The organism is Geodermatophilus bullaregiensis, assembly GCF_016907675.1.
GTDB lineage: Bacteria > Actinomycetota > Actinomycetes > Mycobacteriales > Geodermatophilaceae > Geodermatophilus > Geodermatophilus bullaregiensis.
This window is the reverse complement of record NZ_JAFBCJ010000001.1, coordinates 2932748-2945662: the sequence shown is the minus strand read 5'-3', so window position 1 is coordinate 2945662 and position 12915 is coordinate 2932748. Positions and strand designations below refer to the sequence as shown.

Genomic DNA, 12915 nt, shown 5'->3' with positions numbered 1-12915 from the left:
GGTCAGGTCTGCGCGGGCAGCACGTGGTCGCCGACGCGGTCGGTGGACAGGCACAGCGAGCAGACGTGCGCGCCGTGGGTGGCGCAGGCGGTCATGTCGGGCCGCTCGTAGTCCTGCCGGCAGACGTGGCAGCTCAGGACGGCGTCGGAGGGGTTGCCGTGCTCGTCGAGCAGCGGCAGGTCGATGCCGTCGTCGACGCGGCGCAGGTACCACCGGCCGCGGGTGGCCACGGCCAGCAGCGGCGGGAGCACGAACGCCAGGCCGATGGCGACCAGCGGGGAGAACGGCTGCAGGGACTCGCCCAGCCCGCCGAAGAAGCAGACGATCGAGACGCCGGCCGCCACGAGCATCGAGACGAAGCCGACCGGGTTGACCGCGTAGAGCATCCCGCGGCGGAACTCGGGCTGCTTCGGCGAGAGCCCGAGCAGGTACTTGTTGACGGCGATGTCGGTGGCCACGACGACGATCCAGGCGATGCCGCAGTTGGCGTAGAAGCCGAGGATCGTGTTGAGGAAGTCGAACATGTCGGCCTCCATCAGCACGAGCGCGATGGCCAGGTTGACGCCGAGGAACACCAGCCGGCCGGGGTAGCGGCCGGTCACGCGGGTGAAGCTGTTGGTCCAGGCCAGCGACCCGGAGTAGGCGTTGGTGACGTTGATCTTCACCTGGCTGATCACCACGAGGACGACGGCGAGGGCCAGCGCCAGCCACCCCGGCATCAGGTCGCGGTAGATCTCGAGGAACTGGTGCACCGGCTGGTTGGCCACGGCCACGCCGTCGGTGGCGTTGGCGATCAGCCAGACGGCGAGGAACAGGCCGATCACCTGCTTGACCGCGCCGAAGAGCACCCAGCCCGGCCCCGCCAGCAGCACCGCCGTCCACCAGCGGCGGCTGTTCTCCGGCGTCTTCGGCGGCATGAACCGCAGGTAGTCGATCTGCTCGGCGATCTGCGCGATCAGCGACAGGCACACGCCGGCGGCCAGCAGCACCGAGCCGACGTCGGGCGTGCCGGCGCCGTCCTCGCCGCGGTAGGCGAAGAACGCCGACACCGACTCGGGGTGGCTGACCAGCAGGTAGGCGAACGGGACGACCATGAGGACCAGCCACAGCGGCGTCGTCCAGACCTGGAGCGTGGACAGGACCTTCATGCCGTAGACGACCAGCGGGAAGATCACCAGCGTGCTCACCGCGTAGCCCAGCCACAGCGGGACGCCGAGGCCGAGCTCGAGGCCCTGGGCCATGATCGAGCCCTCGAGGGCGAAGAAGATGAAGGTGAACGTCGCGAAGACGACGTTGGTGACCACCGAGCCGTAGTAGCCGAAGCCGCTGCCCCGGGTGATCAGGTCGAGGTCGAGGTTGTACCGGGCGGCGTAGTAGGCCAGCGGGAACCCGGTCAGGATCACGACGACGGCGAAGACGGCGATGCCCCACAGCGCGTTCGTCGTCCCGTAGCTGATGCCGATGTTGGCGCCGATCGCGAAGTCGGCGAGGTAGGCGATGCCGCCCAGGGCCGAGACCGCGACGACGCCGGTCGACCAGCGCCGGTAGCTGCGCGGGGCGAACCGGAGGGTGTAGTCCTCGAGCGTCTCGCGGGTCGCGGCGTCGGGTGAGGACCCAGTGCCGGTGGCCGTCGGTGGTGCCGCCGTCGTGCTGTCGAGCTCGCTCTGGGTCACGCGTGTCCCCCGGGGTCGTCCGTCCTGACGTCCCCGCGAGCCTGGCGACGCCGTGTTGCCGCCCGATGACCCCGCCGTTGCTTCGGTGTGCTGCTTCGCGGCACAGGACAGCGACGACCGTCGACGTGCTGTGCCCGAGGACGGCGGTCCGCGCCGCCGCCTGCTGCTGAGCGGAGGGCGTGGGATTCGAACCCACGATGGGTGTGACCCCATAGCGGTTTTCAAGACCGCCGCCATCGGCCTCTAGGCGAGCCCTCCTGGCTGCACAGAGGCGCTCTGACCCGCACCTGTGCCGCTCGACCCATCCTACGAGCGCTCGGGCACCGCTCCGCCGAGGCCGCTGCCCAGCACCCGTGGCGGCCGCCCGGGTCCACGTCGGGGTCCCCCGGCACGCGACGCGGTGGTGACGCAGACGTGACGCCGGCTCCCTACCGTCCGGGTTCGTCGCTTACCGACCACACGGGCGGAGTCCCCCATGACCGGAGCAGAACCGTTCGCCGTCAGCGCCCCCGACGTCAGCCACGTCGTCATCGAGATCTTCGGCGGGGACAACAACCTCAGTCCCTACGTCGAGGAGGACATGGCCGAGATGCTGGCCGGCGCGCGCGGCGACTTCGCGGTGCTCGCCCTCGCCGACTACGCCCGGGGCAAGGCCGAGGTCGTCGAGCTGTCGCGCCACATCGACGACGGACGACGGACCATCGAGGACTGGGGCGAGATCGACACCGGCGACCCCGAGACGCTGGCCACCTTCCTCGCGCGGGCGCTGGCCACCTACGGGCCCGGTACGCGCAAGGCGATCGGGTTCTGGGACCACGGGTCCGGCACGTTCGACGAGGGCGACCCGAACGAGACGGTGATCGAGCGCCGCTCCATGCGCACGCCGCGCCACCTGCGCACCCGCTCCTGGCGGGACCCCCGGCTCTTCATCAGCCGCTACCGCAAGACGATGGACCCGCACCTCCGGGCGATGCTGCACGACGACACCAACGCGGGCGTGCTGACCAACCTCGAGGCCACCGGCGTGCTGAAGGCGGCGTTCAGCCGGGCAGGACAGGAGGAGAAGGTCGACATGATCTTCTCCGACACCTGCCTGAACGGCATGGTCGAGGTGCTGGACCAGCTCAAGGACTTCGCGCACACGATCGTCGCCTCCGAGGAGCTCGAGCCCGGCGACGGGTGGGAGTACCAGGAGTGGTTCTCGGCGATGAGCGACGACCCGCCCACGACCCCCGACCAGTGGGCGACCCAGGCGGTGGAGGCGTACGGGCGCGGCTACGAGGGCCGCACGATGGAGTACCCCTGCACCCTGGCCGCCTTCCGCAGCGAGCAGGGCGTCACCGAGGCCTTCGCCGCACTCGTCGCGGCGGTGCGCCCGCTCGGCGAGCAGGGCTTCGGTGCCCTGGCGCTGACCCGGATGAGGACGCAGAGCTTCGCGAGCAACTACGACAGCTTCGACCTCTACGACTTCGCCGAGCGCCTGTCCTCGACCTGCGCGCACTCGGCCGAGGTCGTCGCGGCCTGCGACGAGCTCCGGAGAGCCCTGGACGAGGCCCGCATCCGCTCCGTGGCACTGGGCCCGACGGTCCAGCAGGCGCACGGTCTGGCGTTCTGGTTCCCCAGCTCGGCCGCCAGCTTCGCGCGCGACATTGGCACCTACCGCCGGCTGGCCTTCGCGAAGGACACCGGCTGGGCGGACTACCTCGAGGCGAACCTCGCGAGCTGAGGCGGACGCCGCCGAGGTCAGCCGATCCGGCGGACGACGTGGGCGCCGCCGAGCGGGTCGACGGCGAAGCCCCGCAGCGCCAGGACGTCGGCCAGGGCCTGGTTCATCGCCTGCTGCACCAGCGCGTGCGCGATGTCGCCGTGGACCTGGTCGACGCCCATCCGGTCGTGCTGCAGCCAGCTCACGACGATGCCGCCGAGCGCGGGCTCGGGGAGCAGGACGGCCCCGCCGGTGCCGGTGGCGTCGTGCAGGGCCAGCCCGGCCTCGCACAGCGCCGCGGTCACCTCCACCACCAGCGTGCCCAGGGCGGCGTCGTCGTCGGACAGCACGGTGTCCCAGTCCTCGGGCAGCCGGTCGAGCTGCTCACCGAGGTGCGCCAGCCACGCCCCGTCTTGCGGCGACGGTCGCCGGGTCAGGCCGCCGTCCGCCCGGCGGGACCCGTGCACGAGGCGGGCGGCCGGCTCCCGGGCGCCGGCCGCCCAGCCGGCCTCGGCCCGCTCGGCGAACGGCCCGGCGACCACCCGCTCCGAGCCGTCCTCCTCGTCGACGACGAGCCACCAGCCCTGGCGGACGCCACCGCCGACGAGCACCTCACCACCGGACCGTGCGCCGATGCCGCTCACGAAGACCACCCCCGAGTTCACGCGGGCCGACGGGGAAGGCGTCGGCCGCTGCCTCCCACCGGTTCCCGGCCGGGGGCAGTGGCGAAACGGTATGAGCGGACACGGTCCCGGACGCCCGCCCGGGACGGGCTGCGGCGCCCACGTGCACGGATCGTTGCCGGAGGCCCGATCGCGGCCGGTGACCGGCCCTCCGGAGCCACCACTTGTCGACCGCGACGGTCCGCGTCCAGCGTGGGCGGGCACCGGACCCCCGCGGTGACCCCGTTCCGGCGACGACGCCCCCGGCGTGTCGCCGGCTCGGCGTGACCCGGACCACCCGTCGGGACCGCGGGCATGATCCGGGCACGACCGGTGTTCGCGGTGGAGAGGGTCCGCGGCCTCGTGTCGACCTCACCCCCGCACGTCGACCGAAGGACACCCCCTGCCCGAGACCGTCCCCCCGCAGTCGCCCGCCCGCCGTCGCCGGCGGCTGCCCGCCGACGAGCGCGCCACCGCCAGGACGACGGCCGACCGTCCTGCCGACCGCTCCCCCGACCGCGAGGCCGACCGGGCCGCTGCCCGTGACGCCGCCCGCGAGGCCGCCCGCGAGGAGCGCCGTGCCCAGCAGTCGTGGGTCGAGGGCGCCGCGCCGGAGCTGCCGGTGCGCAGCACCCCGCCCGAGCGGGTCGTCTTCCACCTCGGCCCCACCAACTCCGGCAAGACGTACGAGTCGCTGCAGGCCCTGGCCGCCACCGGCTCCGGCGTCTACGCCGCGCCGCTGCGCCAGCTGGCGCAGGAGGCCCACGCCAAGCTCGCCGCCCAGCTGCCCGAGGGCACCGTCGGCCTGTCCACCGGCGAGGAGGAGATCGACCCGCACGCGCCGATCGTCTGCTGCACGGTGGAGAAGGCCCCGGTGCGCGGGGAGCTCCTGGTCCTCGACGAGTCGCACTGGGTGGCCGACCCCGAGCGCGGTCACCACTGGGCGCGGCTGCTGCTCACCGGCGAGTACCGCGAGATGCACCTGATCTCCGCCGCCGAGGCCCACCCGCTCCTCGCGCCGCTCGTCGCCGACGCCGGCCGGGTCGACGTCGTCCACCACCAGCGGCTGTCCCGGCTCGACGTCCTGCGGGCTCCGGTCCGCACCACCGGCGTCCGCCCGCAGACGCTCGTCGTCGCCTTCTCCCGCAAGACCGTCTACGCCGTCGCCGCCGAGCTCGACCGGCACCGGCCCGGGCGGGTCGGCGTCCTCTACGGCGCGCTCCCCCCGGCCACCCGGCGCGAGGTCATCGAGCGGTTCACCACCGGCGAGCTCGACGTGCTGGTCACCACCGACGTGATCGGCCACGGCATCAACGTGCCGGCCACGACGGTGCTCTTCGCCGAGACGACGAAGTTCGACGGCTCCGAGCTGCGGCCGCTGCGCAGCTGGGAGGCCGCGCAGATCGCCGGGCGGGCCGGCCGCTACGGCCTCACCGGGCACGGGACGGCCGGCGTGCTGACCGGCGTGCCGGGGCTCAAGCCCTCGGCCGCGCTGGTGTCGGTCGGCGCCGAGGTCGCGCGCGGCGACCGGGCCAGCGACCTGCCCGAGCGCGCGCCGCGGCTGCGCCCCGAGCTGGCCGACCTCGGCGCCTTCGAGGCGGTCGACCTGCCCGAGGCCCTGGTCCGCTGGCAGGCCTGGGCCCGCGCGGCCACCCGTGACGAGGCGATGACGCCGGACGACGTGACGAGTCTGGTGCTGCGGGTGCGGGCGCTCCTGCCGCTGCTCCGCGGACCGCTCGGTGCCGCCGGCGACCTGCACACCGTCTGGCGGCTGGTGAACCTGGCGATCGACTACGACCCGCCGCGCCGCACCCGCTGGCTGGTGCTGGCCCGGGCCGCGCTGCGGCACGCGGTCGGCCTGCCCGTCCCCCCGGAGCTGGTGCTGCCCGACGTCCCGGTCGGCAGCGCGGTCGACGCGTACGAGCAGGCCGCGGCGGGCGCCCGCGACGCCCAGACGCTGCTCCGGCAGTTCCCCGGGGTCGCCGGCCTGAGCAGCGACGACGCCGCCTGGGTCGAGGAGGAGTGCGCCGAGGCGATCAGCGAGATGCTGCCGGACGCCATCTCGGTCAGCCGGTCGGGGAGCTGCGCCGAGTGCGGCACCGCGATCGCCCCGTGGTTCAGCACCTGCCGCCCGTGCAGCGCGCCCCGCGGCCGGGGCGCCGACGGCGGACCGGGACGCGACGGCGGCCGCGGGCACCGCGGCGGCAGCCGGCCGGGCTCGCGGTCGGGCTCGCGGTCGGGCTCGCGGTCGGGCCGCCGCCCCACCCGGACCGGCCGGGACTGACCCCCTCGTCCCGGCGTCACCGGCCGCCACGTCGAGACGCGGCTGGCCGCGGTCTCCCACGCGGGATGACCACGACCAGCCGCACCTCACCGGGGCGGTCAGGCCTCCGGGGGCTCGCCGGCGGCGAGCAGGCGGTCGTAGACGACCGCGGCGAGGACGCCACCGACGGTGGGCGCCAGGAGGTAGATCCACAGCGACGAGAGCTGCCCGGCCAGCAGGTCGGGCCCGAACGCCCGCGCCGGGTTGACCGCACCACCGGTCAGCGGCCCCGCGACGAAGATGCCGGCGGCGAGCGCGAAGCCCACGGCCACCGGCGCGATCGCCGCCTGGGCGCGGTCGTCGGTGGCCACGGACACCACGACCAGGACCAGGACGAACGTGACCAGCGCCTCGGCCAGGAACGCCTGGCCGGCGGAGATGCCGCCCAGCGGCACGGTGGCGCCGAGCTGCCCCTGGTCGCGGGCCGCCGCGCCGAAGACCGCCCACGTGGCCGCCACGCCGGCGACCCCGCCCGCGAGCTGGGCGACGACGTAGGCGCCGGCGGCCGGCCACGGGAAGCGCCGCGTCACGGCCAGGCCCAGCGTGACCGCCGGGTTGAGGTGGCACCCCGAGACGTGCCCGAACGCCGCGGCCAGCGCGGTGAGCGTGAACCCGAAGGCGAGCACCACGGCCAGCGAGTCGTAGGTGGCCTGGCCGGTGGCGGCACTGGCCACCGCGGTGCCGGTGCCGACGAACACCAGGATCGCCGTTCCGATGAACTCCGTGAGCGCCGTGCGCCCCACCGTCGTCCCGATCCTGCTGCCGTAGAGACCGGTGGTCGCGGTCTCCCGGGCGGTCCTGCTCGACGCCATCTCTCGTTCCCCGTTCCGGCGGCGCCCCTGCGCCGTCCACGGGGTCGGCGGGTAGCCGGTTCCCCCCGCGGGCAAACGGACTGACGCGTCTCACCGGGTGCCGGCGAGGTCAGCCCGGCCGGCTGCCGGCCGCCGTCGCGCCGGAGGAGCTCCCGTCCGCGCCCGGAGCCGCGTCGGGTCGCGCGACCGGCGTCCCCACCACCCCGTGCAGGTGGCAGGCGGCCACGTGACCGGGCGCGGACCCCACCGGCTGCAGCGCCGGGTCGACGTCGGGGCAGGGCTCGAAGACGTCGGGGCAGCGGGTGCGGAACCGGCAGCCGCTCGGCACCCGGGACGGCGAGGGGACGTCGCCGCGCAGCACGATCCGCTGGCGCGAGCGCTCGAGCTGCGGGTGCGGCAGCGGCACCGCCGACAGCAGCGCCCGGGTGTAGGGCATCTGCGGGTCCGTGGCGACGGCGGCCGCCGGCCCGACCTCGACCACCCGGCCCAGGTACATGACGGCGATCCGGTCGGACACGTGCCGCACGGCCGAGAGGTCGTGGGAGACGAACAGCAGCGTGAGCCCGAGCTGGCGCTGCAGCCGGCGCAGCAGGTTGAGCACCTGGGCCTGCACGCTGACGTCGAGGGAGGCGATCGCCTCGTCGCACACCAGGAAGTCCGGCTCGCCGGCCAGCGCGCGGGCGATGCCGACCCGCTGCCGCTGCCCGCCGGAGAACTCGTGCGGGTAGCGGGCGGCGACCCCCGCATCGAGGCCGACCAGCGCCAGCAGCTCGCGCACCCGCGCGGCGCGTGCCTGCCGGCCCGGGTGCAGGCCGTGCACCTCGAGCGGCTCGCTCACCGTCTGCGCCACGGTGCGCCGCGGGTCGAGCGAGGCGAACGGGTCCTGGAACACCATCCCGGCCCGGCGGCGCAGGTCCCGCAGCTCCCGCCGGGACATCCGCGTGACGTCGGCGCCGTCGAAGGTGACCGTCCCCCCGGTCGGTGGCACCAGCCGCAGCAGCGCGTTGCCGAGCGTCGACTTCCCGCAGCCGGACTCGCCGACCAGGCCCAGCGTCTCGCCGCGGTACACGTCGAGGTCGACGCCGTCGACGGCGCGCAGCACACCGCTGGTGCGGCGCAGCACCCCGCCCGACCGGACGGGGAAGTGCACCTCCAGCCCCCGGGCGGAGACCAGCACGTCCCGCTCGGCGGTGCCCTCCGACAGCGACGTCACGACGCCTCCCCCTCCGCGCACCACGTCGCCGCCCGGTGCGGCAGGCCGGCGCGCCCGGCGCCGACGACCGCCAGCGGTGGCTGCTCGGTCTCGCAGCGGGCGTCGCCGCGCACCGGGCAGCGCGGCCAGAACACGCAGCCGGCAGGCAGGTCGGTCGGCGGGGGCGGCGTCCCGGGGATGGTGGCGAGGTCGCCGTCGTCCGCCGTGGCCAGGTCGGGCAGCGCGCCGAGCAGGCCGCGCGTGTAGGGGTGCACCGGCCGCTCGAGGACGTCGTCGACCGTGCCGTCCTCCACGCACCGCCCCCCGTACATGACCAGCACCCGGTCGGCGATGCCGGCCACGACGCCGAGGTCGTGGGTGATCCAGATCACGCCGGTGCCGTGCTCGCTGCGCAGCCGCTCGACCAGGTCGAGGATCTGCGCCTGCACGGTGACGTCGAGGGCGGTGGTGGCCTCGTCGGCGATCAGCAGCCCCGGCGAGTTCGACAGCGCGATCGCGATGACCACCCGCTGCCGCATGCCGCCCGACAGCTCGTGCGGGTAGCGGTCCACCGCCCGCCCGGGGTCGGGCAGGCCCACCTCGGCGAGCAGCTCGACCGCTCGCGCGCGGGCCGCGGCCTTCGACACCGACCCGTGCGCGCGCAGGCCCTCGGTGAGCTGCCGGCCCACGGTGAGCACGGGGTTGAGCGAGGTCATCGGGTCCTGGAACACCATGCCGACGCCGGGGCCGCGCACCTGGCGCAGCCGCTCGCCGTCCATGGCCAGCAGGTCCTCGCCGTGCAGCAGCGCCCGGCCGGTCACCGTCGCCGTCCGCGCGGGCAGCAGCCCCATCAGCGCGAGCACCGACACGCTCTTGCCGCTGCCGGACTCCCCCACCACGGCCACGGTCTCCCCCGCGCCGACGCTGTAGCTCAGGCCGTTGACCACGTGCGCCGTCCCGCGCGGGGTGCGCAGGTCCACCCGCAGGTCCTCGACCTCCAGGACCGGGGTCGCGGCCCCCTCCGGCGACGGGGCGCTCACCGGCCGCCCCCGGCCATCAGGGTCCGCTGCCGCGGGTCGAGGACGTCGCGCAGCCCGTCGCCGAGCAGGTTGAAGCACAGCACCGTCACCACGATCGCCAGGCCGGGGAAGACCGTGTACCACCAGGCCTGGTCGATGAAGCCGCGGCCGTCGGCGAGCATCAGCCCCCACGACGGGTTGGGCCGGCGCGGCCCCAGCCCGAGGAAGGACAGCGCCGCCTCGGCCAGCACCGCGAAGGCGAGGCTGATCGAGGTCTGCACGATGATCGGCGGGGCGGCGTTGGGCAGCACGTGCCGGGTGATCAGCCGCCGGTCCGAGGCGCCCACCGAGCGCGAGGCCCGCACGTACACCTCCTCGCGCACGCCGAGCACGCTCGCGCGCGTCACCCGGGCGAAGATCGGCACGTAGACGATCCCGATGGCGAGGATGGCGTTGCCCGGCCCCGCGCCGCGGATGGCCACGATGGCGATGGCCAGCAGGACGGCGGGGAAGGCGAACACCACGTCCATGAGGCGCATGAGGACGTCGTCGACCCACTTGCCGTAGAAGCCGGCCAGCAGCCCGATGAGCGTGCCCACGACCAGGGCGAACGCGACGGAGGCGAAGCCGACCCGCAGCGACGTCGACGCACCCAGGACCACCCGGCTGAGCACGTCGCGGCCGAACTCGTCGGTGCCGAACGGGTGGGCCCAGCTCGGCGGCTGCAGCTGCCGCGACGGGTCCTGGTCGTTGGGGCCGTCGGGCGCGAGCGTCTCGTCGAAGACCGCGGCCAGGACGATCAGGACGAGGACGACGGCCGAGACCGCCGCGGTGGGGTTCCGGGCGAGCAGGCCCAGCGTCTCCCGCCAGCGGGGACGCGGCGGGGCCGCGGTCGGCAGGGGCTCGGACGGCGGGGGCTCGGACGGCGGGGGCTCGGACGGCGGGGGCGCGGCCGGGGTGGCGCCCGGTGTCGGCAGCTGCGTCATCGGCGGGCGATCCTCGGGTCGATGCGGCTGTAGAGCAGGTCCACCAGCAGGTTGATCACGAGGAAGACCAGGGCGAAGAGGAGCACCGCCCCCTGCAGCACGGGGAAGTCGCGGTCGCGCACCGCCTGGTAGGCCAGCTGCCCCAGCCCCGGCCAGGAGAAGACGATCTCCACCACGACGACGCCCGACAGCAGGTAGGCCAGCTGCACGCCGATCACGGTGACCAGGGGCAGCAGCGCGTTGCGCAGCACGTGCCAGGTGAGCACCTGCCGGGTGGGCACGCCCTTGGCCTGCGCCGTCCGCACGTGGTCCTGCCCCAGCGCCTCGAGCATGCTCGACCGGACGAACCGGGTGATCACCGAGCCGGAGACGACGCCGGTGGCCACCGCGGGCAGCACCAGGCGCTGCAGCCAGCCCAGCGGGTCCTCCGTCAGCGGGACGTACCCGCCCGAGGGCAGCACGCCCAGCGTCCCGGCGAAGACCAGGATCAGCACGATCGACAGCCAGAAGTCCGGCACCGAGATGCCGAACTGGCTGACGACGGTGGCCACCCGGTCGACGAGCGACCGCGGGTGCAGCGCCGAGAGCATGCCCAGGGGCAGGGCGATGACCAGGGCCACCACCAGCGCGGCCAGCGCCAGGGCCAGCGTCGGCGGCAGCCGCTCGGCGATCAGCGCGGTCACCGTGTCGCCGCTGCGGAAGCTCACCCCCAGGTCGCCGGTGAGCGCCCGCCCCGCCCAGCGGAAGTACTGCTCGACCAGGGGCAGGTCCAGCCCGTTGCGCGCCCGGAGGGCGTCGTAGGTCTCCTGCGAGAACCGGGTGCCGAGGGCCAGGCGGACCGGGTCGCCCGGCACCAGGTGGATGAGCGAGAAGACCAGGACGCTCACGCCGGCCAGGACGACCAGGGCCTGGCCGGCCCGCCGGAGCAGATAGCCGGTCAGGGCAGCTCCACCGTCTCGAAGTTGATCGCCGAGTCGGCGCGCACCTGGTAGCCGGTCAGCCCGGGCACCCAGGCCTGCACCTCGTCGGGGTTGTAGAGGTAGAGGTAGGAGACGTCGTCGACGATCACCCGCGCGGCCTGGTCGTAGAGGTCCTTGCGCGCGGCCCGGTCGACCTCGGTGGCGGCCCGGGTCAGCAGGTCGTCGACCTGCGGGTTGCTGTAGCCCTGGTAGTTGCTGCCGCCGGTGGACAGGTGCTGGTTCTCGTAGAAGTCGGCCGGGTCGATGTTGCCGATCCAGCTGAGCATGAAGGCGTCGAAGTCACCCTGGTCCTGGCGGTCCAGCCAGGTGGCGAAGTCCTCCTCCTGGATCTCCACCTCGATGCCGATGGGCTCGAGCTGGCTGGCGATGACCTGCGCGGCGGCCACCGTCTCGGGGTACTCGTCGGTGACCATCAGGCCCATCGTCAGCGGCGTCTGGACGCCGGCCTGCTCGAGCAGCTGGCGGGCGGCGTCCTGGTCCGGCGTGAACGGCGCGTGGTCGAGGAACCAGGGGCTGCCCTCGGGGATCGCCGTCTGGTTGGTCTGCGCCGCGCCGAAGCGGGCGGCCTGGGTGACCTCGTCGCGGTCGATCGCGGTGGCGATCGCCCGGCGCACGTCCCGGTTGTCGAACGGCGGGACCGCGTAGTTCATCGACAGGTAGAAGTACTCGACGCTGGTGACCGAGCCGAGCTCGACCGCCTCGTCGTCCGACAGGTCCTCGACGTTCTGCGGCGGCACGTTGTCGGTCCACTGCACCTCGCCGTTGCGCAGCGCAGTCAGCGCCGAGCTCGCCTCGGTGATGTAGCGGAACTCGACGCCGTCGACGGTCGGCGCGCCGCCCCAGTGGTCGGCGAACGCGGTGAGCACGGTGCCGTTGGCGTCGGAGCTCTCCAGCTGGAAGGGGCCGGTGCCGTTGGCCTCGCTCTGCAGGTCGAACTCCTCGGCGGCGTCCTCCGAGACGACGGCCATGCCCTTGAACGAGCCGATGAGCTCGAGCAGGTTCGGCGTGGGCCGGGTCAGCGTCATGACGACGGTCTGCGGGTCGGGCGCGGCGATGTCGGCGACCGTGGCGAACCGGTAGGCGTTGGACAGCTCCTCGTCGATGATCCGCCGGTAGCTGTAGACCACGTCGGCGGAGTCGAACTCGCTGCCGTCGTGGAACGTCACGCCGTCGCGCAGGGTGAACGTCCAGGTCAGCCCGTCGGGGCTGGTCGTCCACGACTCGGCCAGGCTCGGCTGCATCGTGAGGTCCTCGGCGCCGGGGACGACGAGGGTGTCGTAGACGTTCTCCAACACCTGGAAGCTCGCGTAGGCGTTGGTGACGTGCGGGTCGAGCTGGTCGGGCTGGGCGCTGACCGCCGCGACGAGGGTGTTCTCCCCGCCGCCCCCGCCCCCGCCACCGGTGTCGACGCTCTCGCCGCCGCCACCACAGGCGGTCAGGAGGAGTGCCGCGGCGGCGGCCAGGGGCAGGAACCGGTTCGGGCGCACGGGGGACCTCCGGGCTCGGCGGCGTCGTCCGACCCGACCCTGGCCCGGCCGCAGCCGGCTCGCAGGTCGGGACGCC

10 protein-coding genes and 1 tRNA gene are annotated in these 12915 nt (G+C 74.3%); 2 read left to right on the top strand and 9 right to left on the bottom strand.

The features are described 5' to 3' along the window. Positions 1-2: 2 nt before the first annotated feature. Positions 3-1673 (bottom strand): purine-cytosine permease family protein, encoded by a 1671-nt coding sequence (locus tag JOD57_RS13930; RefSeq protein WP_204692568.1) that lies wholly within the window; start codon positions 1671-1673, stop codon positions 3-5. A 171-nt stretch (positions 1674-1844) separates the two neighbouring features. Continuing rightward, a tRNA-Ser gene (locus JOD57_RS13925) sits at positions 1845-1931 on the bottom strand. A 217-nt stretch (positions 1932-2148) separates the two neighbouring features. On the opposite strand from JOD57_RS13925, the gene JOD57_RS13920 reads away from it, so the two are divergent. Then, positions 2149-3399 (top strand): clostripain-related cysteine peptidase, encoded by a 1251-nt coding sequence (locus tag JOD57_RS13920; protein ID WP_204692567.1) that lies wholly within the window; start codon positions 2149-2151, stop codon positions 3397-3399. 17 nt (positions 3400-3416) lie between these two features. Here the strand turns inward: JOD57_RS13920 and JOD57_RS13915 are convergent, their stop codons facing one another. After that, complete coding sequence (locus JOD57_RS13915) at positions 3417-4043, bottom strand: hypothetical protein (RefSeq protein WP_204692566.1); 627 nt, start codon at positions 4041-4043, stop codon at positions 3417-3419. Between the two features lie 619 nt (positions 4044-4662). Between JOD57_RS13915 and JOD57_RS13910 the strand changes: the two genes are divergently transcribed. Further along, positions 4663-6324 carry a helicase-related protein gene (locus JOD57_RS13910; protein WP_307824675.1) on the top strand — a complete coding sequence of 554 codons (1662 nt, stop codon included), beginning with the start codon at positions 4663-4665 and terminating at the stop codon, positions 6322-6324. A 98-nt stretch (positions 6325-6422) separates the two neighbouring features. On the opposite strand, the gene JOD57_RS13905 is transcribed toward JOD57_RS13910, so the two are convergent. From JOD57_RS13905 to JOD57_RS13880, 6 genes are all read right to left on the bottom strand, one after another. Further along, complete coding sequence (locus tag JOD57_RS13905; RefSeq protein ID WP_204692565.1) at positions 6423-7175, bottom strand: MIP/aquaporin family protein; 753 nt, start codon at positions 7173-7175, stop codon at positions 6423-6425. 109 nt (positions 7176-7284) lie between these two features. Further along, positions 7285-8388 carry an ABC transporter ATP-binding protein gene (locus JOD57_RS13900; protein ID WP_204692564.1) on the bottom strand — a complete coding sequence of 368 codons (1104 nt, stop codon included), beginning with the start codon at positions 8386-8388 and terminating at the stop codon, positions 7285-7287. Further along, complete coding sequence (locus JOD57_RS13895) at positions 8385-9407, bottom strand: ABC transporter ATP-binding protein (RefSeq protein ID WP_204692563.1); 1023 nt, start codon at positions 9405-9407, stop codon at positions 8385-8387. Before JOD57_RS13895 ends, JOD57_RS13900 begins: the two co-directional genes overlap by 4 nt. After that, a complete protein-coding gene (locus tag JOD57_RS13890) occupies positions 9404-10372 on the bottom strand; it encodes an ABC transporter permease (protein WP_204692562.1) in 969 nt (322 codons plus the stop codon). Before JOD57_RS13890 ends, JOD57_RS13895 begins: the two co-directional genes overlap by 4 nt. Beyond that, complete coding sequence (locus JOD57_RS13885; RefSeq protein WP_275582425.1) at positions 10369-11301, bottom strand: ABC transporter permease; 933 nt, start codon at positions 11299-11301, stop codon at positions 10369-10371. Before JOD57_RS13885 ends, JOD57_RS13890 begins: the two co-directional genes overlap by 4 nt. Before the next feature lie 8 nt (positions 11302-11309). After that, complete coding sequence (locus JOD57_RS13880; protein WP_204692561.1) at positions 11310-12839, bottom strand: ABC transporter substrate-binding protein; 1530 nt, start codon at positions 12837-12839, stop codon at positions 11310-11312. Positions 12840-12915: the final 76 nt, after the last annotated feature.